We start from the raw sequence: 23,399 nt of genomic DNA, 5'->3' as shown, positions 1-23,399 counted from the left end.
TAGAACCATGATGGCCAAGAAGAACACCACTGATGCAATGCGCGACAGCGCGCGTGAAAAGCTCTCGCAGCTCGGCTACAAGCAGATCGAGACCGACTTCGCTCTTTTCGACCCACTCGGCGACGGCTCAATGTCGGCGACCGCGGAGTTGGTCGCGCTCGACGGCGGCGAGCCCATCATCCTCTTTGCGAGCGGCGAGCCCGGCGATGCCTCAAGGCCGCCGGTTCAGGACGATGCGAAGTTCAAGGCTGGTCTTGGTGCCTCCGAGGGCAAACCCTTCCGCTTCGTATGGGTGTGGGATGGCGAGAATGACTTTTTCTTCGACGTCGAGAAGGATGCTCAGGTATCGGCTTTACCGGCCCAAGGCGAATGGAAGACCGTCGCCCGGCCGATCTCAGAAACGCGTACGCGTCTGGTGCAGGAGGTCTCTGCCGAGTACCACCGCGGGGACTTCCGTGAGATCCAGCGCAAGTTCGACCGGCTGCACGAGGCTATTTATTCGCGTGGTGGCGTAAAGCCGACGAACGCCGCCATCGATGAACTCGGCAAGCTCCTCTTCCTCAAGGTCCACATTGAGAAGGCACCTGGCTACGTGCTAACGAGCGGCGCTGCGAAGGGCAAGCGCTTTGCCGACATCTATTGCGCCGACTACGTGCGCAAGCACAAGAAAGATGCGGTCATCCAGCTGAAAGACGCCTTTCGCGAGATTAATAACCTCCCCCAGTATATGGCGACCGACATCACAGGAACGGATCACACGATCTTTTCGTACGATGAGCCGCTCCGTCTCGAAAACTCGGACATCCTCGCCCTCGCCATCGAGGCTCTCGAACTGCGCGACCGCGAGGGCAAGCCGATCCGGCTATCGGTGCCAGATCGCGAACTCCTCGGCAATAGTGATAAGGCGCGCGAGATGCGGGCCCATCTCATCCACGAGGACCTGCTGGGCTGGGCCTTCGATGTATTCTTGCGTGGGAAGTACGCGAGCGACGAAGGACTTGCGACCTATTTGACTCCGAGTCAGGTTGTGGAGTGCATGGCGCGCATGGTCTTCCACGACATTCCGGACGCCGACTTGTGGGCACGGCGTGGGGACGACGGTCAGCGCGAGCGCTGGAAGCCTCAATCAGAAGACGAGGCGGCGCTGCCCGCCTTCCTCTGCGGCGATATTTGCTGCGGCACTGGGCGCTTTCCAATCGGCGCGCTCCGTGAAGTGAAGCGGCGCATTCTCGACGACCGGCACGTCGGTCATTCGGATGACGACAAGCTGCTGTGGTTGGCTCAGATGAAGCGGCACAGCTTCTTCGGTGCCGACCAGGCCGCGGGCTCGATCCAGAAGGCCCGAATCAACATGTTGCTCTACGGCGAAGATCATAGCCAATTGCTGAAGGTCGACGACTCGCTAACCGACCCGCACATTGACCGATTGATCGGGAAGTTCGATGTAATACTAACCAATCCGCCGTTCGGCGCAGGTAAGTACGACGATTCGCGGGGCTTGGCGCGCATGCGTGACGAGGCGCGTGGCCTCGAGCTTGGGTGGTCGTGGACACCCGGTAACCGGGCGAAGCGGAAGGCGCTTGCCAAGGCGGACCCCGCTTCGCTCTTCATCGACCGCAACCTGCAGCTCCTCAAGCCAGGCGGGCGGCTGCTGATTGTTGTCCCCGACGGAATCCTCTGCAACGCTAGCGACGCTTACGTTCGCGACTACATCATGGGTACGCGAGACGAGGAGACTGGAGAGTTCCTGGGCGGCAGAGCGATCGTGCGGGCCGTGGTCAGCCTTCCTACCGAGACTTTCTCAATCGCTGGGACGGGCGCCAAGACCAGCTTCCTCTATCTGCAAAAGAAGCGCCATCCCGCCGAAAAGCAGGGTCCCGTGTTCATGGCTGTCGCCGAACACGTTGGGTACGTGAAGAAAGGCAAATCCGAGGTTCCCGATCCAGCTGGGAATGACCTAGTGCCAATTTCTGCAGCGTTTTGCATGGAAAAAATGGGGGCGTGACCATGCCAATGTGGACAGACCACGTACCAGCGACCGATGTAGACAACCGGTTTCTGAGTGCCGAATATCATGCCCCGCACTACCGGACGCTCGAGCAAAAGTTGCACCAAGCTTCTCGCTGCGTGCCCCTCTCGTCCCTTGCGAAGGCGCTCTTTCAGGGATGGTCCCCTCGGGGCGGCGTGAAGGGCGAGTCAGGTGTTCCTGCGATCAAGACGAAAAACCTCTCGTCTTGTTCAGTTTCCTACGAAATGGACCGCGCCGAGGTCGCCGACGTCGACGTGCCACCGCGCGCCTGGGCGAAGCACGGCGATATATTCGTACTTCGCTGCGCTCATCACCCGCGATACATAGGAAAGGACATTGGGCGCTTTGACAGGAACCACCTTCAAAAGCCGTTTATTACGGAGAAGATCATCGTTGCTCGCGACGTGGCCGCGCGGGCGAATGACGGCTACGTCGCTGCGTTCCTCCAAACTGACTTCGGCTACCAACAGATCCAGCGCCGACTGGCTGGGCTGTCGGCCAATTACACGCCCGATGATTTCGGAAGCGTGCTTGTTCCACTTCCCGACCGGCGCGTCCAAGACTACATCGGCGCAAAGGTCGAGCTTGCTGAGCGCTGCCGCGCGGCTTCTTCGCAAAATTGGGCACTAGCTACCGATCTTCTGGGAAACGCGTTGGGCGTGCCGCTTGCGCCGGAGACGTTTGAGGTGACGTCTACCGGCAACGTGTCCGGCCCCGGCTACCAAGTCACCTCGATCCGTCCAGTCGTTACGCACGTTTCGCCGCACCGGCTGGAGGGGGCCATCGCGGCGCAGTTCTTCACGCCTCGGCGGGCGAAGGCGATTCTCGTCGTCGAACAGAGCGGTCTTCGCGCAAAGCGGTTGACGGAGCTCGCGGTCCGTTTCACCGAGCGCGTGCGTGCCGAAGAGGTGCGAAGCCGAGGTTTGGCTTACGTAGGGCTCGCCCAAATCGACTCTGAGACGGGCTTCGTGTCGCCTGCGGGGGACGAGCAACCCACCGGGTTATCCGCGAGCTTCGGCGCGCGGGACATCCTGTTCTCAAAACTGCGCCCCTATCTGAACAAGGTTGCGATCTGCCCCGAGTATCTGGAGCAGGCAGTGGGATCGACCGAGCTTGTGACCTATCGCGTCAAGCCTGGTGTCGATCCCTACTATGTCTTCTTTGTGCTGAAGTCCCCGCTGGTCGTGAACCAGGTTATCGACATCACGTCCGGGTCAACGCACCCGCGAGTCGACCCCAATCTCATCGACGAAGTTCACTTGCCGATGGCGGAGGCGTCGACTCAGAAGCGAATTGGGCGGTACGCGCGTGTCGCCCTGGAACTGATGCGGCGGGCAACGATGCTGGTCGAAGAGGCCAAGGCCGATGTGGAGGCGCTTATTGACGGTAGCCTCGAAGTGGATCTGATTCTCGCCGGCAAGCTCAACGCTCCGACTCCCAAGGACATCCCCGAACTCGCGGAGGACGACGCGTGAGCCTCCCGGGGTGTCCAAGCGACGCATCCGCTCTCTTCGAGCACCTCGCCCGCTGGGGAGAGGTTGCCGCTTACGAAGTTGCGCAGCTTGGCGTGCGGCCCTGGGTGCGGATCTTTGAGCACGCGGGTGTACTCGAAGCCGTTTGCGACGACTACGGGCACCAAATTTCCTGGCATCTGGCGTCGCCCTTCGTGCGCCTCGTCGAGTGTGACGTGCGCCAGGTTAGCCGCAGGCTGTGCTACGCGGTCCCAGAGTATCGCTCCTACCTCATGGGAATTTTGGTCGAGGGCTTAGTGGATGCGGCCCGCGCGGGCATGACCACCGAAATTGAGGAGTGGACACGAGCCAAGCTTGCGCCGCTGCTGCCAGAGTTGAACGCGTTCATCGACAAGCTGGAAAGTGGTAAGCGGCTGGTCGACCTCACCCCAGCCGAGCTCGAGCGCCAAATGGCCGATCTTCCCGAGCGCGCGCTGCCGTTCGCGGCTTGGGACAGCTTTGCGCTGGGGCAGTTGGCGGGTGCAAAGGCGCTATTCGAGTTCGCCCTTCGTCGCTTTGCTCCTTTGAGTGGACCGCTCCCCGGCGTCGAAGGGGCCGCCACCGTGCTGCGCATGTTACCGCTGAACCGAGAGGACGGTTTTCGGTTGGACGACGCGATGTTCCCCAACGCATGGAACACGCAACGCTTCAACATACTTAGCGGCGCGGCGGTGGTCGACGCTCGGGGGCGTCGATTGTTTGACGAGAATGAGCCTCTCACTGAGGCGCTGGCCGATCACCTCCGGGATGCCCTGGTGAAGCACCCGTTCTACGCAGCAGTGGTTCACCTGGCCATCTGCGCTTGGCGTTCTCCTGCGGCGACGATGCCCATGGTCGAACTCTACGTGCCCGCGGCGGGAACCCTGCAAGACGTGTCGGTCCTCATCGATTCACGCGGCGTCGGTCGAGTCGCGGATCTGCTCGGCGACCTCGTTCGCGCGCAGGGCTACGCACCCTTCGGCTTGGTCGACGAGCGGGTACCAGCCGAACTCATGGGCAACCTTCTACGGAACGTGCTGGAGCTGCGCATCCTGCGTCACCAGGACGAGTTGCTGGTGCTACATGAGGACTACCAGTCATCACTGATGGCGACACGCCTGCGCACGGTCTTCCGACCGGGCAAAGAATTGCAAAGGCGCATGGTCGAAGAGCTCGCGCTGCGGGCCTCTGCGGGAGGTGCCGCGTGAAGACCACGACGCAGCAAATCGAGGTGAGGAAAATCCATACGCTAAGATTGGCAGCTCGGAGACTGCTGTTGGGTGCCAGCACGCAGGACTCACTCTGGATCTCCATCGTCCACGTGATGCTCAAGAACCTCGAGCTACTTGGCGAGCACGAAGGTGAAGTCGGTCACCTTACCGATCTCTATCAATCCAAGATCAAGGCCCATCCGGGAGCTTCGCAGAACCGCGGCGAGAAGCCGTATCGCGTCCGGCTGTCGCAATTCCTGACCTCGCTTCGGGGAGGACAGACATGACGCTGGGACGCCTTCTTCACCAGATGCGTATCCAACGCCGGCTGACTCAGATGCAACTCGCTCGGCTGGTTGGCACCAATCAGACAGCGATTTCTCGCTGGGAAAACGATCTCGACCGGCCAACCCCACAACAATTGCAGAGGCTCGGACAAGTTCTCGAGCGGCCACTAGCTGAACGGGAGTACCTGGATGTACTCCTTCCTCTGCTGATCTCGCGCCTGCTGCAATTCGGAGAGGTCTCCGCGCAAAGACACCGTGCCGCCCCGTCCGACCTCGCAGTGGAAAGGTATGGCCGTCTTATAGCGACACCATTTCTGCTCGAAGCAGCGGAGTCAGTGCGCAACGTTGAGGATGTGATCGCGCGCTGGCTCGAGTTGGTCGTCAATGGCGCGGCCGAGGCTGGCAATTCCCAAAGCGCCTGGTCGCTCCGGGATGACATCGCGCGCGCAGTGGCGACCAACGAGATTCGAGCTGTCCACGGCACATCCCTTTTCCTCGACCACGGCTACCTGGACCACCCGCTTCCGGTCAGCACCGCCGTCGGAGCTCTGCAGCAGAATCTTGAATGTGCAGTCATGCGGCCCATAATGCCCCGGCCCTCGCCAAGTCCGAGGCTGACAAGACTTTCTGTCGGACGGTTTATTCCGGTTTTGAGGCAGCGGACCACATCAGATGAGCCGCTACGCTCTCCAGACCTGCTCGATGACCCGGTGCACTCTGCCGTGATGCTCCTGGCAACCGCTTCACGTTTTCCGTCATCGACCGTATCGGCAACGATCTTTGACATTGCAGGCGAATTGTCTCTGCATATCGAAGGAGGCGACGCTTCCTGGAGTGGTCCGTTGCACGACGGTGTTCGAGCAGCGCTTCGCGCAGTCGATTTCCTCTGCATAACCCCGCTTGGTCGAGAGGGGTGGGCATACACCGCTCGCGTTGCAGTTGATGAGCTCGTCGATGTTCACCTCCTTCGAATGAACGGGCCATGCGTTGAGGTCTGCGAGGATTTCTGGAGCAGGGTCGCTGCGAACCCGGGGCATAGGCTGAACCGCGGCGAAAAGCAGTCCAGGGCCAGAATCTCGGAACGGTTCTTTGCGATGCTTAACGGAGATGCCCATGCGTGAAATGAAAGTCGCTCTCCCCAAGCTCTTCCTGTGGAGCGAGGCGGCTCGGATTCAGGAGTACCCGGAAGCCGTTTCGCGCGCCGAGCCCGGCCGCGCCTACTCGCGGGCGGAGCTGGAGCGCGACGTTTTCGACATTACTGCCACCTTGGAATTCAAGGGAGGGGCCCCACGTGGCAAAGGAACCGACGGCGTAATCAATACCTATGGGCTGGAGCGCAGCGGCACTCGCTACCGCATCAACGGGATCAATCTCTTCGAGCGCGTTGACAAGAGGCTCCGCGTCACGACCGAGGGCGACCAGCTTGGGAAAGCCTTCCGCGACGCCGGGGCCGACATCAACTGGGCGCGCATCCTCGCGCGCCAACTCCTTCGGCGAGAACCTCGCACGCGCCTCCTTATCGGACTCTGCCTCGCAGGCTGGCAACTGGGTGTCGAGGCGACTGGTGGCATCCCCACAGGAGCCCTATCGCTGAGTTCCCCTCAGGGGCAGACTTTCGAGGTGGTGCAGCGCAACTGCGAAGGCTTCAACACGTTGCTGCAGGACAACGCGGAGCTCGCCCTAGGGCCACTTTGGCGCGCTGATCTGACGGCGCTTGGTGAGTCGGGGCCCGTAGCATGGGAGGGTGTCCAGGGAGGCACCCCGTCGACGAATGACCTGCCCACCGCTCTGAAGAAAGCTCTGGCCGTGTTCTTCCACATCCGCGCCTTCCATGGTGGACCCGCTGTCTGGGGCATGGACGCCCGTGGCCTCGCCGATGCATTGGCGATGGAAGACCTAGCCGAGCTTGGTTTCAATGGCGCTGCGTCAGCACGTCTTGGCGACGACGAGGCCCTGGCGCGGGCACTCCACGACTGCGCTGATTCACAGGGCTTTGTCATCGTGAGCCAGCTTGCCGAGCGGTTCGGACAGCTGCTCGACGTACCTGCGGAGGATCGAGCCGCGATCCTCGATAGCTACGTCCGCACCGCTATGTACCACGACCAGTTACGCATACTCGATCGTCACACGGGTCAACCGCGCATGGGCCGCGGCCTGTTCGGCGAGCTGGGCGCTAGGCGCGTTCGTCTCGAGTTCGCACCCGCCCACAAGAACACGCAAGTCCAGACCGCGGAGCAGACATCCGCGGATTCGTCCAGTGAGATGCAGGGAGAAGACAGATGACTGTTTCCAAGCCATGGGCCGCCAAGGGGGTCGCGCTCTATCCGCCTTCGTTTTCCATGGTGGGCCAGAACCAAGTGTTCAATGCCCTTCATCAGTTCCGGCGCTCCTTCTGGGATGGTGCTGCGAACGATATCGCGGGCTTCTTCGTCGCGTTCGGCGATTGGGGCCTCGGGAAGACACGGCTCGGCTACGAGCTCATCGCGGAGGCGACAGGGCGTGTCGACCGATGGCTGCTGAACAAGAACGAGTACATCATCCCGCCCTTCCACCAGTCGGACAAGAAGCCTCGCGTCCTAGAGCCCGCGCTTCGGGAAGGTGTCCTGCCGCTGTACATCCGCTACAGCACCATCTGCGACGACGCGCTCGACGCCGCCACATGGGTGGCTCGACTGTCGGTCGAGGCCTTGCGCCACACGCTGCACGCTGACCCGGCCGCGGGGGGGCCGCGGGACCTCTATGAAGATTTGAAGGCGGCAATGGTGGCCAAGGGCGTCAATCTGAAGGCCCTCTCCCTCCTTGATGACGACACGCGCTCGTTCGAGGATCGCCTCACCGATGCGAAGAAGGTCCTCCGGGACGCAGGGCTGAATCACCTCTGGATCATCGTCGACGAGGTCGAGACGCCGGGCGACCTGAAGCGTGGGCTGAGGGAGGACACCCAGACAAGGGTCGACGACGAATACCTGCTAATGGTCTCGGAGGTAATTAAACACGAGAATTGGCGGAACCTGCACCCGGATGTGAACTTTCTTCTGCTCTGCAGTGTGGGCATGCGCGACCAGATCCACATCGGTCCGAACCTGCGCCGCGCGAGCTCGGTCACGATCGAACCGAACCAGCTGACCGACGCGCAGAGCTACGTCGACCACATTAAGGACAGTTTGGCGGACCCGGACTCGGTCGAGTACCCGATGGGCACGCTCGAGGGGGCATTCCTCTCGGCCAACCGTAATTTCGGCTGGCTGAACGTGATTATGGCTTCCATCCATGAAACGCACGCACGACATCTCGAGCGTGGCGACGGCTCCAGCGCGTGGGAGCTTCTGAAGGATTTCGCCAAGACGGACGCTCGTGCGTCGCACATCTTCAATGATGGCGCCGTCTTGCCCCTTCTCGGCACGGTCACCGGGGTACCGAAGCAGGAGGTGGAGCGGCTGGTGTACGGGCAGCTTCCGGCTCCCGTCGGCGGGGTTGCGAAGTCGGCGCTGACAAAGACCATGGCTGACGCGTTGCTGGCCCACGAAGTCGCGGGGCGCGGACATGCCTTCGCCGAACTCTTCCAGGTACACATCGACGAGCGCGCGCTTGCGAATGAGCTCACTCGCCCCGAATTCGGATTCAAAGCGAAGGAGGGGAAGACGGACACGTATTTCACGCCGAACTGTGAAGTGTCGGTCGTCGGACTGCTGGAGGCGTTGCGCGCGTTCTCCGTTGCAGTCGGCGGAGTACCCGGCGCAGCCGGCGACTTCGTGGTGTACGCCGATCTTGAACAGTGGGGGGAGCAGCTCGCCGCGCTTTATCCGAGGGAGGGCATCGAGTTCGCGGCGGAGTCGCTGCACCGTATATTCTCGAGGCCGGAGTACCGGGTAGACGGCACTCGGTTTGTCGGAATGTCCTTCAGACTCTGGCGCGAATTCAACAAGCTGTTGGTGTCGGCGGCCGAGAGCGTACGCTTCTTCAAGGACGGTAGGCACGAGGCGTCCCTCGACCAGTACGTCCGGGGAGTCAGCCCGACGAAGGCAAAGCGCGGAACAGCGATCTGCCTCGGACTGGCCAAGCTCCTCGACGACCACCTGGACGACGCAGGCACCAAGCAAGTCGCAGGCCTCAAAGACGTTCCGCACATGGCGTTCACTTCCATGTTCGGGTCGCCGTCTCTCGATGGGCTCCGAGTGACCCCAGATGGGCGCTGCACGATCGTCTACTGCCTCGACATCCAGGAAACACTGGACAAGCTTCGCGCGTATATCGGCCTCGAGCACGTGCACCCGATCGTCGTCTTGTTTCCAGCGACTGCCGAGGTCGCTTCGTTCGAGCAACAGCTCGACGCCTCACCTGTGCTTCGTCGATGCGTCCTGACCCGGCGCATGGTGTCGCAGGAGGAGGAGTTCCTTCTGAACTACTCAGGCCGCGGGTCGGCATACAATCCACACGAGGCTCGCCTAAGCAAGGTCGCCAAGGGCCTTGAGGGATCGTACCGCGACGAATGGCAGGGAAAAACCCGAGATTGGGCCAACGGTCTGCGCAAGATGGGCTACTTGCTCGCGCCCATCTGGAGCCGCAAGGCGGTGAACAACACGGCCGATTTCGCGAAGGGCTACCGCTACATGCTGGCGAAGGACTGCTCGCTCGATGCGGCGATCGACACGGCCGGCGGTCCGCTCAACAATGTCGAGTTCGAGAGCTGCCGGCAGGCAGCGAAGAAGAACATCGATGCCCCGGCCACGTGGAAGTATGGTGACCTGCTCGGTGTGTTGACGACGGACGGCAGCCTGCGGCCGAAGGTGCCGCGGTGCTTCTTCGCGCTCCTCCAGGAACTCAGGACACAGTCGGCAGTGAGCAAGCTTGCGAATACCTTCTTCTTCGCCGTGCCGGACACCGAGATGAAGGCCCCGCAGCAGCTCGAGCAGATCCTCGAGGTCCTCATCGGCGTCGGTCTCGTGCGCAAGAGGAACGACCTCTACAAGGCCGTCGACAAGACGATGCTCGAGAGTCCCCGGCAATCTGCATCGACCTGGCTCGAGGGCGAGTGCAAGGACTCGATCAAGAAGCTCACTGAACTATTCCCAACGCAGGCGGGTATCCTGCTGAACAACAGCTACCCAGCTGCCAAGCAGCAGCTCTTGACGGCGGAGAAGCATATTCAGCAGGTGAGCTCGGATCACCTGACAGCCGACATCGAAGGACTCACTGAGGAATCGCTGAAGACGGTCGTCGCGCAGGCCCTCGAGATCGAGCAGCACATCCTTGGCGTGTGTCCCCTGGGAATTGGGGGGGCGACGCTCGACTTCGACTGCTCGCCAGCGCGGATTCTGTCGTACGAGAACCGCTACACTGATATGTCGCTGTGGGATCGCGTGGCCTTCCTCGCGTGGCTGAAGAAGAAGTTCCTCGAGGCCCGGGACGAGATGATCGAGGAGATCGACCATCTGCTGACCGAAGCGGCCACCCTAGATAAAGCAGAGGGGCACCCATTCCCGGTGGCCCCTGTTACTCTCCCGCTCAAGGCCATCAAGTCCGAACTGGAGAACGCCGTTAAGGGACCGGCCGCGGCGGGCTCGCAGACGCGGATGGCGACCATCCCCGTCGCCTCGTACACGCTTATGATCGACCAATACCTGGTCAACTCGCAGTACGAGCAAGCCTGGAAGCGCATGGACGCGCTGAAGGATCTCATCAGCAAAGAGCGCCCGAGTAGTTTCTTTGGAAGCTTTAAGAGGCTCCACGAGCAGTGGGCAAAGGCGGTCAAGGACTTCAAGTCGGCTGCATCCGCCTGGCAGTTGCTCGCGGATTTCGCAGCCGATGCCCCGGCGTCGGTTCAGCCATCACTGAGCCCCCTCAAGCTCGAAGTCCACAAGTTCCGAGGTCTCGTTGAGGGCGGATTGGAGCAGCAGATCCAGTCGCAGATTGATCAGGTGCCGGAGACTGAGCTGATGAAGTGCTTGGAGACCGAAGTAGTCGCCACTGCGCACGCGGTTCAAGGGCTACCGCAGCGGGTCACTGCGAAGTTCGACGAATTGAAGTTGGGGCTGCGGGAGGTCATCCGTCAGCGGGAGCTGCGAGCACTCAATCGCGTCCTCAAGTCAAACGGGAAGCCGGACAAGTCTGATCCGACGCCGGCTGCGACCTTCGGTGCGACGAAAACTTTGTACGAAGCGTTCAACGGGCAGGTTTCCCAGGAGGGGGCGAGCTACTTCGAAAACGCCGGCAAGATCGTGCACTTTAGCCTGTGGGTCGACATCTCCAGCGAGCTCGAAGCCGGGACGTATGATGAGGGCCAGCATCCGGACCACGCCGTTGCGATCGGGGAGCTCAAGGAGTTAAAACTGATCCGATCGAAGCTGGAGCTCCGATGAAGGCGCGCGTACTCGACGTTCAGGCCGATCTCTTCGAGGTCGGGGTCGTCTCGCAGACCACTGAGGTGCGCCTGGTCTCCATCGATCAACTCCTTGCGGCCCCATCGGGCGACCCGGTGTTGATCGTCGGCAGTCTTCTTGCGGCCGATCAGTTGGGTGATATGCGTAGGCTAGCATCGGTGCTTGGGCGTGCCCAAACGACTGTCATCGTCGTACCACCGTTCTCCGATCAGAACCTCGGGTGCTACTTCGAGACACCGGTACAGCTCCGTGCGCAGCGCCGTGCCGCAGAGTCTGCGGCTTACGTCACGGATGGTGCAACTTCAGCGGCGCTGGGCGACGAGATAATGGTTCGGTCGGACCACTTCTTCGACACCACCCTCGGAGCGGGAGTCATCGCCGTAGACGCCCAAGGCAAGCCGGTGCTGATTCGGTATCGGGCAACGAACACTGCGGGACCGGTGTTTTTCTCGACGCTCCAACTGCTTACGTACACCGCCCTCACAGACGAAGGACAGCGCCAAGGTCTGCTGACTCACATTCTGTCGCGGGAGCCAGTCGGTGCGTCCATGGCGACGGCGCTGTCTCCGGGAGCCTCCAACCCACCGACGGCCAACACGGCCAGCGAGAGCATGCTAGTACCCGTCGCACTGCTTCTCGCTGCTGGCGGCCCCCAGTCCGAGGACCAGCTTCGAACGCGCGCGCAGGCGCTCCTTGGTGTGGACCTTAGTGGCGACGACGTTCGTCATGCAGTCGAGGAATTGGACCGCCACGGGCTCGTGGCCTCGGAAGGGGCTGGGGCAGGTGCTCGCGCCGCTCTCAATCACTTTCTCGAGCAACGCGGCATGCATCCGTACCTGCGCGAGCTGGCGACTCTGCTCGCCGCAGAGGAGACGACTACATGAAGAGCATTGAGCTGGCCCGCGCCCTTGCCGCGGCGATGAGTCTCCGCCTTCCCGGCACGGTCGGGAAGATTGCGAACAAGATGAGGTATATAGATTCGAAGGCATCGCTGTTCGTCCGCGGCGGTATTATCCGCAGCATTGAGTCACGTCGGTTCGACCGCGTCTATGCCGTCGGGGTCTCGTCGAAGAGCCGCAGCATGTCCGCCTTGGGCGGCATTCTTTATGGCGCAGCCGCACTTCGACACGACGTCGTTGTTGCGGGAAACCAGGTCACGGAGGGCTTCCAGGACAGTCGAGTCGACATCAACGACATGAACTTTCTCGACGCGTCTGAACGGCTTGCATGGAAGGAATACATCCTCGTCTACCGACTCCTCACTGACCTGTTGGACTCTGACACGCGCCCTGATGTCATCTTCACGGATATCCCCCTTCTCGTACCCCGAGCAGAGCAGAGCCTGAGTCTTGCTGAACCCGACGTTGAAGAAGAGTGGCGAGAGCTCATCGACGTCATGGAGGCGTTCTGGCAACGTTTCCTCCCCTCGATCTACCCTAATGATCCGAGCGGGCCGTTCCTGGTATCGCTGCAGGCGCGCCGAGACCTCAACGCCGCCGTATTGAACGCGCTCCGCGAGAAGGGCGGTGCCGGTTCGCCGGAGGGTATAAGCCCCGAGGCGTTGGACCTAATTCAGAGCGAGTGGACTCAGTTGCGCCGGGTTGGTGTCATCCGTTTTCTGCGCGGTGCGCTGCGCGCTGGGCACCGGACAGCCGCCTACTACTATGAAGCGCTCGGTCGCCAGATGAAGCGTTTTGAGCCGAGGACGGTGGCGGATCACGGATTAATCGGATTCCACATCCAGGTCGGACTTCGGACGCCGATCTGGAAGATCGAGACTGTTGGTGCACCGGGGCAGTGGGACTCCGAAGCGCTTGATAAGCTGGCCAGCATCACCGCCTTCCTGACGCTGAACGACAACCCGCAGATGAAGCCGTTGCCACTTTGGTACGCCGAGAAACTCGTGAAGATGCCTCGCGAGGTACTGTCCAACTACCTTCGTTCGACCCTGGGCATGCTCAAGGATCGTGCCGTCGATCGAGCCTGGCTCGAGGGCGTCGACACCATGGATGAGGAGTGAGCATGCTCAGAGACGACGACAACTACATTGGCAAATTGGTTGGCAACACGGGGGAGCCTGACAAACTCACGGTCGCGCTTCGCACCAGCTTCTCCGCGCGGCGTGGCGAGTTCGTCCGCGTGGCTCACCAAGAACGCGAGTCGGAATCAATGTTGGACGTGCTGGGGCGCATCGTGGGCCTCTCGCGCTCCAACATCCTGTTCAGTCCCGCGCTCGGTGAGGGGATCAGCGAAGTGGAGCTTCTCCCGCAATCGAGGGTCTCGGGCGAGACGGTCTATGCCACCCTCGAGCTGGTTGGTTACAAAGATCCATTTACTGGCGAGATCCGGATTCCGAGACGCCCCCTGACCCCCGGAACGAAGGTGTACGGTGTCGACTACGCGTTCCTCACAAGCTTTTATGAATTTTCGGAGGACACGAGCATCCATCTCGGGAACTTGGTCGGGTACGAAAAGGGCGAGAACATCGTCCCCGTCTTCCTCGACGCGAACACGCTCGTGACTGAGCATTTGGCCGTGCTCGCGATGACGGGTTCGGGAAAGAGCTACACGGTCGGGCGGGTGATCGAGCGGCTCGTGTCTCAGCTCAACGCCTCAGTTGTCGTGTTCGATCCCCACGGCGAGTACGGTAAGGCGCTCCGAGGCGGAAAACTCAACTTTAACGACCGACTCGACAAGGTGGAGGATCCGCGAGACCGGCAGAAGCTCGCCGAAATTCAGGACGTCCTTCAACAGCTGCAGTCCCGCGGAGGCGGGATTAAGGTATACACGCCGCAGCTTCGCAGCTTCGATGAAAAGTATGCCGGCAAGAACAAGCGACTCGCGCTCCAACTGGACCACTTTGACGTGGACGAGTTCTCGGGTGTGCTTCCGGGGCTGACCGAGCCTCAGCAACGCGTGCTCGATGTCGCACTCCGATATTGGAAAGAGAACATTGATGAACCCCGCGACATCCAGGAACTCTTCGCGGTGCTCGACGATCTCGACCGTTTGAAGGAATGGGTTAGCGAAGCCGGCAGCCAAGGCGAGGCGAACGCGCTTAAGGGTGGAAGTGCGAACATCGCGGCCGTACGTTTGAGACGGATGATCAATGAGGCGCAGAGCTTCTACTCGCGGGCTGTTGGAGAACCCTTTGATGTGTACGAGATGGTCGGGGACGACAGCGTGGACGCTGGTCGTCTTTGTATCGTCGACCTCCAGGGGCTCTCGAACACGGCGCGGCAGGTCATCGTCGCGCTGATCTCGAGCGAGCTCATGAAGGCGGCGGCTGACAAAGAGCGACCGACGCGTCCCGTGTTCATCGTCTACGAGGAGGGGCACAACTTCGCGCCCGCCGGCGAGCCCGCAATCTCAAAGAACATCATCAAGCGCATCGCTGCCGAGGGCCGGAAGTTCGGCGTGGGGTTCGCGATCGTTAGCCAGCGCCCTAGCAAGCTCGACTCCGACGTCACGAGTCAGTGCAACACCATCGTTGCCATGCGCATCAAGAATCCAGACGATCAGAGATTCATCCAGAAAACTTCCGACTACTTTTCCGCCGCGGACTTGGCTGAGCTCCCGACGCTGTCGACTGGCGAGGCCTTGATCTGTGGGCGGGCGATCATCGCACCGCTCGTTGTGAAGGTGGGTACCAAGGCACTGATCCACGGTGGTGAATCACCGCGCGTATGTGAACGCTGGGGGAGGTCCGGCGGATGAGCGTCAGCCCGCGGGTTTCCTTGGCCGACCAAGTGTTCGCTGGGCTTACTAATCGCAACCTGATGGGGCGGCACTTTCCGATGCTGCTGGCGACGGGAATTCCCGACATTGGTCCCACAGTGCATTCACACTTCCTGACATTCCTGGTCGGCGTCGGGCAGTCACTCGACTACTCGGCCGTTGCGGAATGTCCGATTTGGTGGGCTCGAGACCACAACCTGGGCGATATCCGTGCAGATTCAGTTTGGTTCGAGAAGGTGGGCGGCAACGCGTCGCTCGCCTTCGAGTTCGAGCGGTTTGAGCGTGGCGATGAGAGCAAACTTCGCAGCAAGGTCGAGAACCTCGCCATCGCCTCCACGTCGACGCCGAGCTTGAAACTTTGCGTGCTCGCGTACTGGGTGCGCAGCGGCTCCGCGCCGCGAAGCATGGACGCCATCGTTGCAACCTATCGCGATGGCTTTCGCCGCAGGGGCAAGGAGGTTCCGCCTGCGCATACCCCGCTAATGATCGTAAAGTGCGTGCTGCGTCCTGCAGCGGATTCAGAACGTCTCGTGTTCGGCGAGTACTTGCGTGACGAGCGCAACGAACGGCTCGCCTTGGGGAGAGCGTAGTTATGTCCCTGATCCTGTTTCGCGGTAAGCCTGGCGAGGAGTTGGGCGATCGGTTTCGCTTGCTCGCCGAGCTCGGCAAAGGAAGCTTCGGCGAAGTGTGGCAGGCGCGGAGACTGAAGGATGGTGCCACGGTTGCGATCAAGATTCCGAAGGATCAGGAGAAGGGCGAGGAGGTACTTCGCAAAGAGTCTGAAATCGTCAAAGACATCCAACATCCGAACATCGTCCGCGTCCACGGCTTCCACAAAATCGGCGAGCTCTTCGTGATCGAGATGGAGTTCGTCGATGGGTACGACCTAGCAAAGGTCTTGGACAGCGTAAGCACGCGGGCTCCGTTGACGTTTGAACAGATGCTTGAGTGGACCCTTCAAATCCTCGACGGACTCGCTGCGGTTCACGCAGCGAACGTCTCACACAACGACCTGAAGCCCCAGAACATCCTGGTCGACAAGGCATCGGGGGCGGCAAAGATCACAGACTTTGGCTCGAGTCGTCGACTCGAAGATGTGTGGGTCTGGACCCAGCGTCATGGCACCGAAGCGTACATGGCGCCGGAGGTGGCGCTCGAAGGAAGGCGTGCCCGCGACGTTAGCGACATCTACTCGATTGGTGTCCTGCTCTACGAAATGGCCACTGGGCGACTGCCCTACTCGAGCCCGCACCAGTTGCTGACGGGCGTCCAGATCGCCAAGCCCCGCGAGATTAACCGCGACGTGCCGGCGGACCTCGAAGAGCTGATTCTCCGCGCCATGTCGCCGCGCCCAGAGGGCAGGTTCCCCAACTGCCGATCGATGCGTGCGGCGGTACTAGGGTGTCTCGAGAGGCTCCAGGCGGAGGCCAATATCGCAGCCATGCCCGCTCGTTCGGAACCGAGCCAGCTCGGGTTCCGGCCCCCGCCGTCAAGTCCTCTTCATTATCTCGAATTGGCCAAACAGCGCCTTGCGGAGAGTGATGCGCAGGGTGCCCTTGAGGCGGCCGAGGCTGCGGTAGACCGAAGTAATGGGCATCCGCAGTACCTCCGCATGCTAGGTGGCATTTGCGTGCGACTCGGCTACCATCGAAGGGCTGCCGAGGTCTACGAGCAACTACTCGCGGCATTCGATCGAGGGTATTCGATTGACGCGCATCAGCGTCGTGAGGTGTTCGAGCGTCTCGGTCAGCTTTACATCTATCTGCAGCGCTACGGCGAGGCGGTGGGGATCTACGAGCGCCTCGTGCACGCGGTCGACAGACCGTACTCCAGGTTCCGGCTGGCAGTCGCCGCCGGACTCGACGGTGACTACAGTCGTGCCATCGAACTATTGGAGAGTGTCCGTGCGGAGCGGCCCGACGCCGTGGTGGTCTACTCCAAGCTTGGTTGGGCACATGCCCTCAACGGGAGCGATCGGCTTGCGCTTAGCTTCTACAACCAGGCTCTCACGCTTGATGCCTTCGACCTCTTCAGCCTCTTCGAGCTCGGGAAGTACTACTACATGGTCGGTGACCGACGGCGCGCGAGGGAGTACTTCGAGCGGGTGATGGACGCCGACGTGCAGGGCTCGTACGCCGGTCGCGTCCGCGAGTTCACGAACCCGACCGCGTGAGTCTCATTCAAGGCACCCGCTGGATCTCACAGATCAAGGTCTTGATTTCGAGGCCATGCTGGCTCGCTTCATGATGGCAGTGTAGTCTGCTGCAATTGATTGCAGGGCGGCTACGGATACGTCGGTACAAAACATGCAGGTGGAACGATTCGTTCCTGCCGACGGTTTGGTCGGGATGCGTGTGCCGGTGCGTGGCATCAACACATGGAGATCACCAACTCAGGGCCCTACTCACGGGCTCCGTTGACCTGCCCCCTGCAAACAGCGCCAGCCGGAGTCTAGTAAAGTTCGTTTTCGGAGAAGAAGACGAACATGAAGAAGCGCTTTACGGAACAGCAAATCATCGGGTTTCTAAAGGAAGCCGAGGCTGGTATGCCGGTCAAGGAACTGTGCAGGAAGCACGGGTTCAGTGATGCGTCGTTCTACACCTGGCGTGCGAAGTTTGGCGGCATGGAAGTCTCGGAAGCCCGCCGGCTCAAGGACCTCGAGGTGGAGAATGCCCGGCTGAAGAAACTGCTGGCCGAAGCAATGCTCGATATGGAAGCGTTGAAGGTCGTGGTCAAGGGAAAGTCCTGAGCCCGCAAGCCAAACGCGAAGCAGTGTCGGCGATTCGGGAGAGGGTCAACATCTCTGAGCGCCGCGCCTGCCGGCTTGTCGGGCTTTCTCGCAGCGTGCTGCATTATGACGCGAAGCCGGACCACGAGAATGAGGTGCCAGCGGCGCGTCTGGTGGAGTTGGCGCACGAACGTCGTCGATTCGGCTACCGGCGATTGCATGCCCTGGTGGAGCGCGAAGGCACGCACGCCAATCACAAGCGTATCTATCGTCTGTACCGTGAGGCAGGGCTGGCTGTGCGGCGCCGTCGCAAGCGCCACGGCGTAATGATTGAGCGCGAGCAACTGGCATTGCCGGGCGCTCCCAACGAGGTGTGGTCAATCGATTTCGTGATGGATGCGCTTTCCAACGGCCGGCGCGTGAAGTGCCTGACCGTCGTCGACGACTTCACGAAAGAGGCTGTCGACATCGTCGTCGACCATGGCATCTCAGGCTTGTATGTCGCTCGGGCATTGGACCGCGCAGCTCGCTTCCGTGGCTATCCCAAGGCGGTGCGAACAGACCAGGGACCCGAATTTACGAGCCGCGCGCTTGATCAGTGGGCGTATGCGAACGGCGTCACTCTGAAGTTGATTCAGGCGGGCAAGCCAACGCAGAATGCGTACATTGAATCGTTCAACGGCAAGTTCCGCGACGAATGCCTTAACGAGCACTGGTGCACGACGCTCGCCCACGCTCGGGCCGTCATCGCGGCATGGCGTCAGGACTACAACGAGCAAAGGCCGCACAGTTCATTAAGCTACCTTTCGCCATCAGAGTTTGCGGCGAAACATCGGGCAACCGCGGATGCTCCTGCCGCTTTCCAGGAGCTGGTTTAAAGGGGCTTTGCTAGAAGCCCATTGGCCCTATTGAAGGGGGCAGGTCACTGCAGCAGTGCAGCGAGCTTGTCCGCGTGACGGTGCACGTCGCCGATGATGTTGTAGCGCCAGACATCGCGTCCGCAATTGCTTCAACACGACGCGCGATTGCAATTGATTGCAACCGCCAGTACGGCTTTCCTTGCGGCAGGGCGTTCCGCTCACAGCACGCTCGCCGCGTTCTGGTCGAACAGGCTGGCATCGCGGATGTACCGCGCGAGCATCTCGAGCGAGCGGTGCCCGGTCTGTTGCTGGATCTTGTAAGGCGTGATGCCGGCCCGCGCGGCACTGGTGACGAGGCCTGCTCGCAGGCTGTGTGCGGACAAGGCGGACGGATCGAGTCCTGCGGCCCGGGCGCGCGCCTTGACGATGAGCGTGACCGACTGGGCGGTCAGGCGGTCGCCGCGTAGTACGCCACGCTTGTCGATTCTGCGAAACACCGCGCCCTCATGCAGGTGGGCGTGCTCGATCCATTTGGCTGCGGCCGTCACAGGACAGGCACCGGGTCGCCCGAATGGCACGCCGATTTTTCGACCCACTCCCGCTTGATCGGTCTTGCTTCGGCGTAGCGTCAGCACCATGCCTTGCGCGACAAAGGCGAGGTCGCGCACGTCCAGTGCCACCAGTTCCGACCGGCGCAGCGCGGCCGCAAAGCCGGTGAGGAGCAGCGCGCGATCCCGCTGGCTCTTGAGGTCGGCGCCGACGGGGAGCAGCGTGAGCAGCTCGTCTGTCAGCAGCGGCGCGGCCTGTCGCTGGGGGCCGCCATGTTGGCGCCGGATACCATGCAGCACGGTGCGGACCAGGTCGCTCCGGGCGGGATCGGCGAATCTCTGGCTCAGATGGGCCCGGCTGATGCCGGCGAGCCTGCGGGCGATCGTATGCGGGGAGAGGGTCGGTGCGCGGTCCACGAGGTACGCGGCGAGGACCGTTGGCGTGCAGGGGATGGTGCCGCCCCAGTGGAGGAAATCCGTGAGGTCGCCCCTGTACGCTCTTCGGGTATTGTCGGAGATGGCAGCGGCGACATAGGAGCCAACGGTGCCCGGCAGAGTGTCGGCGGGCCATTCTTTGCCCAGAGCCGCGGGTGCTGCAGGATACCGGCCGCATGGCAGGAGTTCAGCGAGTTCCACGTGAGGGTCCCTTTTCTGCGCGGCGGTACAGGATATGGGTCACGACATTCAGCAGGATCTCTCGCGGCACGCCTTGCGGGTACGACGCGCACGTTAGGGTATCCGCATGCCAGTGGGCACATGACAGGCACTTCGGGATCACCGTCTCGTACTGGACGTCGTCCCAGCGGCTGGTCGATTCAACCTCGATGCGGTGCTCCATTCTCTCGCTCCTTTCATGGTTGGGCTGGCGGGGTGGGCCGGCGGCCTGGCGTTCTGGGACGTGACTGGCGTTGTACTGGCGCCCTGGTTAGGTAGCGATAAGTGGGTGTTATCGCTAGTAAAACGCGAGCGATGAGCCGGGTCATGCCAGCGCCTGCGCCCGCAGCGCGTTCAGCGCTTCCCTCGCGTCGAGCAACAACGCGATCAGCTCGGCGGCGGCGTCCGGTCGCAGGCCGGCGCTGGCAAAGAACGCCTGCTCGAATCGTCGACGCAATGCCTCGCGGCCGTCGAACATCAGCTCGCGGTCGAGCCGGGCGCCTTCGCTGACGAACGCGGCGCAGCCGAGGACGGCGACCGGATCGGTGCCGGGGTGGTCGCGGAAGAAGCGGCGCAACGCGGCTGACTCGGCGAGCAGCACGGCAAAGCAGCGCTTGCCCACCCGCGTATGTCGGTCCAGCGCCGCATACAGGATGCCGTGCCGCCCCTCGAAGCCGGTCGCGATCGCGCGAAGCACCGGGCGCTGTGCGCGCACGAGCTCGGCAATGACGGGCACGGGGATATTCAACGAGTCGGTCACGCCGTTGCCGCAGATGTACAACGCGTGCTCATTTGGGGAGAGCTGCATCCGATCGCAGACCGCCCCCATCAGGTCGCGACGCGTTCCGGCGACCGTGTGCCAGGCGCCGCCACAGAAACGACGGTACCCGCAAATCTGCCGCAAGCAGGCCACGCGATGGACCACGTCGGCGGTGGGCGCCGCGATGGCCTCAAGCAACTGTGCGTCGTCAAGCACCGATACCTGTTGCTCGAGTCTCGACAGCTCGGGCGAGAACTCGAGCGCCGCGATGGCGTCGCAGAGCGCCCGGCTCTTGGGGGCATCGCAGAGCCGGCGGACGAGGTAGCCGGCGACGCATGCACTGCCAAGTCGTCGGTGGAGCGCTGTGCGGCGGAACAGCCGCAGCACCTCGAGGCACCGCTCAAAGCTTCCGGGGCCTACATCCTCATAGGCGACCACGGGAAGCCGCCGCCAAAGATACGGTTCGTCGACCTGAAGCAACTTCGCCATCGTTGCCAGCGCCACCTCCGTCAGGCCCAGGCGGATCGCCTTCTGCAGGTTGGACGCGAGCATCCACCGGTCGCTGATCTCCGGCGGGCGAAGGGCGCCGACGTCGAATGGCGTTGATGCCATTTGTTCGAGGATGGCAGACCATGCGGGATGCGAGGATGGCACGCGGTTCATGGCGCTGGGCAAGGGATAAAACCTGTTTGGATATAAATAAATCGTAGTCCTAATGTCTTCAATGTAAAGCTTTGCGCAGGCGCATCTGCCGTATCGGCGGCCATCAATGCAATGGAGGATGCAAGTGCTGATCGGTGCATCATGGCTCCTCGACGCCGCGTGCGCCGACAAGGAACGTCTTCAGCCACGGCGGCAGCATGAAACCCGACGCATGTGCTACATGTAAAACCGTTTGCGGGCTCTTGGATTATTTTTGCGGTGGTGGCCAATTGGGTGGCCGGGCGGACGTCAATGTAGAATCGTCTACATCATTTCGAGGGATCATGCGCGGTCCCCCATCGGCCCAATTGACGAAGTGTCTGTCGACTTCTCGAAGTGCCCGAACGGTTTGTCGTGGCGTGGCCTGGTTGTGATGTTCGCCGGTCGTGCGTGCGGATTCTTCGTCATGGTTGCTTGGGTGCTACGAGAGCCGTAAGCGTCGGACACGGTAGACGACATCCCTCGGACGTCCGTGACGATCACGCGACCGTGCGGATCGAGTGGCTCGATGTCAATCGTGCCTCGTTCGATTGATTGCTGCGACATGGCGGTGCACCGAACGGGGCTCGGCGAAGCGACTGGCAGGCTCGCGAAGAACCTGGCAGCCGGGTGATAGTCGGGCTCGGGAAACCCGACCTGCAGGAGAGCCATATTCGTCGCGTCATCCGTCCCATCCAGTCATTTACGAGTGGGGCGCGGATATCGCGTGAGCTGGAGCGCCAAGGCAGCTCACATGGCCGCTAGTGAGAGGATTGCGATCAATGCGCCGAGGCAATCTATGAACAAGAATGCTTACCTGCACGACATAATCGTCGCTGCATTTGTGCGCTACGTGGCTCGGATGCTGACGGGGGAACTTGTCGTCGACGGGATTGGGCCGGGCGTCGAGGCCACGTTTGGGGCTGTACCGGACAAGACGCTCGAGCAGCACTTCCGGGGATATTCGTGGCGGAAGCAGAACCTTGTGACGACTACGCGGGAGCTGCGTCCGCTTCGCCGCGCCTTACGCGATGCGCTTCGACGCCCCGAGACCCTGACGGCGGACATGCTGCGTGCTCGCTTGACCCCGATCGTGCGTTGGGGCATGGGTAACGTGAGTGCGTACGACAAGTGGGCTCGTGACCAAGGCGAACAGCTCACCGCGCTGTTTCTCGATGGAGTCGCCGCCCTGAATTCAGACTCTCCGGATCTCGCTGCCTTCGAGGGGGCCAAGATGAACTCCGGGTTCACGAAGTTTTTCAGTCAAGCCGCCGACTACAGCATCATGCTCGATGGCCGGGTCGGCGCAGCCCTGTGTTTGCTCGTGCGGCAGTTTCTGAATCGCCATCCGGAGCTCGCCGTGAATGGTGTACCGGAAGTTCTCGCGTTTCGGTGGGGCGAGCAACGGCCGTGGCCTGGCCGGCCTCCGGTCCTGCGGGATCCCTCTGGCGATGGGTTGGAATTCGGCCGGCTCTCACGTGCGGGAAGTCGCCGCTGGGCGGAACTGAATATTCGGGCAAATTGGATCATTCGGGCCGCGCGTGATCAGGCCGAGGCGAGATGGTGCCGCGGTCGCTATGGCCTGCGGCACATCGAGGCAGCGCTTTTCATGCTGGGTTACCAAATCGATTCGCCCACAATGAACCGTGGCAACCGTTTGGTGCCCTCGACCCGTGTGGCTATCGTACCAACGCACGGAAACCGGCGAGCCATCCGCGTACACATCAGTTTCGAGGATGCGCATGCCGCTCTGTCGCGGCAACCTGACGCGACGGTCGCGCTTCGCACGCGGCGGGGCACGCCATTTAGCGCAACAGCCAGGATCCGACGCGACGGTGGCCCGGTGATCGTGTTCAGCCACGGCAATCTCGTGCTCCCCGCAGACTGGGGTTATACCTCCAACTCATACGGGAAGGCGGGACAACGCATCGGGCAGTACGTCGAGCCGCTTGACGCGTGGGCCACTTCGCTGATGTCGCGGTAATCGCGACCGCGGATCGGTTGCCCTGCCGGTTTCGCGTCATGTGGTGCGT

17 protein-coding genes are annotated in these 23,399 nt (G+C 61.8%); 14 read left to right on the top strand and 3 right to left on the bottom strand.

Annotated features, from left to right (window positions below; translation table 11 throughout):
- Positions 1-7 precede the first annotated feature (7 nt).
- The 13 genes from G3N61_RS16610 (at position 8) to G3N61_RS16550 (ending at position 18,741) form a co-directional block, all read left to right on the top strand.
- The gene (locus tag G3N61_RS16610) at positions 8-2,005 is read left to right on the top strand and encodes an N-6 DNA methylase (RefSeq protein ID WP_205823080.1); all 1,998 of its coding nucleotides are present in this window, start codon (positions 8-10) and stop codon (positions 2,003-2,005) included.
- Positions 2,002-3,504 (top strand): hypothetical protein, encoded by a 1,503-nt coding sequence (locus tag G3N61_RS16605; protein ID WP_205823079.1) that lies wholly within the window; start codon positions 2,002-2,004, stop codon positions 3,502-3,504. Before G3N61_RS16610 ends, G3N61_RS16605 begins: the two co-directional genes overlap by 4 nt.
- The gene (locus G3N61_RS16600) at positions 3,501-4,727 is read left to right on the top strand and encodes a hypothetical protein (RefSeq protein WP_205823077.1); all 1,227 of its coding nucleotides are present in this window, start codon (positions 3,501-3,503) and stop codon (positions 4,725-4,727) included. The genes G3N61_RS16605 and G3N61_RS16600 overlap by 4 nt, the downstream gene beginning before the upstream one ends.
- The gene (locus tag G3N61_RS16595) at positions 4,724-5,017 is read left to right on the top strand and encodes a hypothetical protein (RefSeq protein ID WP_205823075.1); all 294 of its coding nucleotides are present in this window, start codon (positions 4,724-4,726) and stop codon (positions 5,015-5,017) included. The genes G3N61_RS16600 and G3N61_RS16595 overlap by 4 nt, the downstream gene beginning before the upstream one ends.
- Positions 5,014-6,138 (top strand): helix-turn-helix transcriptional regulator, encoded by a 1,125-nt coding sequence (locus tag G3N61_RS16590; protein WP_205823073.1) that lies wholly within the window; start codon positions 5,014-5,016, stop codon positions 6,136-6,138. The genes G3N61_RS16595 and G3N61_RS16590 overlap by 4 nt, the downstream gene beginning before the upstream one ends.
- The gene (locus G3N61_RS16585) at positions 6,131-7,300 is read left to right on the top strand and encodes a hypothetical protein (protein ID WP_205823072.1); all 1,170 of its coding nucleotides are present in this window, start codon (positions 6,131-6,133) and stop codon (positions 7,298-7,300) included. Before G3N61_RS16590 ends, G3N61_RS16585 begins: the two co-directional genes overlap by 8 nt.
- Complete coding sequence (locus G3N61_RS16580) at positions 7,297-11,376, top strand: hypothetical protein (RefSeq protein WP_205823070.1); 4,080 nt, start codon at positions 7,297-7,299, stop codon at positions 11,374-11,376. Before G3N61_RS16585 ends, G3N61_RS16580 begins: the two co-directional genes overlap by 4 nt.
- Positions 11,373-12,281 carry a hypothetical protein gene (locus G3N61_RS16575; RefSeq protein ID WP_205823068.1) on the top strand — a complete coding sequence of 303 codons (909 nt, stop codon included), beginning with the start codon at positions 11,373-11,375 and terminating at the stop codon, positions 12,279-12,281. The genes G3N61_RS16580 and G3N61_RS16575 overlap by 4 nt, the downstream gene beginning before the upstream one ends.
- Entirely contained in the window at positions 12,278-13,417 is a 1,140-nt protein-coding gene (locus G3N61_RS16570) for a hypothetical protein (protein ID WP_205823066.1), read from the top strand. The genes G3N61_RS16575 and G3N61_RS16570 overlap by 4 nt, the downstream gene beginning before the upstream one ends.
- 2 nt (positions 13,418-13,419) lie before the next feature.
- Entirely contained in the window at positions 13,420-15,114 is a 1,695-nt protein-coding gene (locus tag G3N61_RS16565; protein ID WP_205823064.1) for an ATP-binding protein, read from the top strand.
- Positions 15,111-15,725, top strand: coding sequence for a hypothetical protein (locus G3N61_RS16560; protein ID WP_205823063.1), 615 nt, complete (start codon positions 15,111-15,113; stop codon positions 15,723-15,725). The genes G3N61_RS16565 and G3N61_RS16560 overlap by 4 nt, the downstream gene beginning before the upstream one ends.
- Before the next feature lie 2 nt (positions 15,726-15,727).
- Complete coding sequence (locus G3N61_RS16555; protein WP_205823061.1) at positions 15,728-17,308, top strand: serine/threonine-protein kinase; 1,581 nt, start codon at positions 15,728-15,730, stop codon at positions 17,306-17,308.
- Between the two features lie 312 nt (positions 17,309-17,620).
- Positions 17,621-18,741 (top strand): IS3 family transposase gene (locus G3N61_RS16550; protein WP_205823059.1). Its coding sequence is split into 2 segments (ribosomal slippage): positions 17,621-17,879 and positions 17,879-18,741, totalling 1,122 coding nucleotides; the frame shifts between segments, so codons are not numbered across the junction.
- Positions 18,742-18,941: 200 nt separating this feature from the next.
- Here G3N61_RS16550 and G3N61_RS40275 read toward each other — a convergent pair.
- The 3 genes from G3N61_RS40275 to G3N61_RS16535 form a co-directional block, all read right to left on the bottom strand.
- Positions 18,942-19,907, bottom strand: a complete 966-nt coding sequence (locus G3N61_RS40275; RefSeq protein WP_205823057.1) for a site-specific integrase — start codon at positions 19,905-19,907, stop codon at positions 18,942-18,944.
- Positions 19,894-20,109, bottom strand: a complete 216-nt coding sequence (locus tag G3N61_RS16540; RefSeq protein ID WP_205823055.1) for a hypothetical protein — start codon at positions 20,107-20,109, stop codon at positions 19,894-19,896. The genes G3N61_RS40275 and G3N61_RS16540 overlap by 14 nt, the downstream gene beginning before the upstream one ends.
- A 141-nt stretch (positions 20,110-20,250) precedes the next feature.
- Positions 20,251-21,360: a hypothetical protein gene (locus tag G3N61_RS16535; RefSeq protein ID WP_205823053.1), complete on the bottom strand. Its 1,110-nt coding sequence runs from the start codon at positions 21,358-21,360 to the stop codon at positions 20,251-20,253.
- An 805-nt stretch (positions 21,361-22,165) separates the two neighbouring features.
- Between G3N61_RS16535 and G3N61_RS16530 the strand changes: the two genes are divergently transcribed.
- Positions 22,166-23,350, top strand: a complete 1,185-nt coding sequence (locus G3N61_RS16530; RefSeq protein ID WP_205823051.1) for a hypothetical protein — start codon at positions 22,166-22,168, stop codon at positions 23,348-23,350.
- Positions 23,351-23,399 lie beyond the last annotated feature (49 nt).

The organism is Burkholderia sp. Ac-20349 (genome assembly GCF_017104865.1).
GTDB lineage: Bacteria > Pseudomonadota > Gammaproteobacteria > Burkholderiales > Burkholderiaceae > Burkholderia > Burkholderia aenigmatica.
The sequence above is the reverse complement of the archived record's forward strand: the minus strand, read 5'-3'. Positions and strand labels throughout refer to the sequence as shown.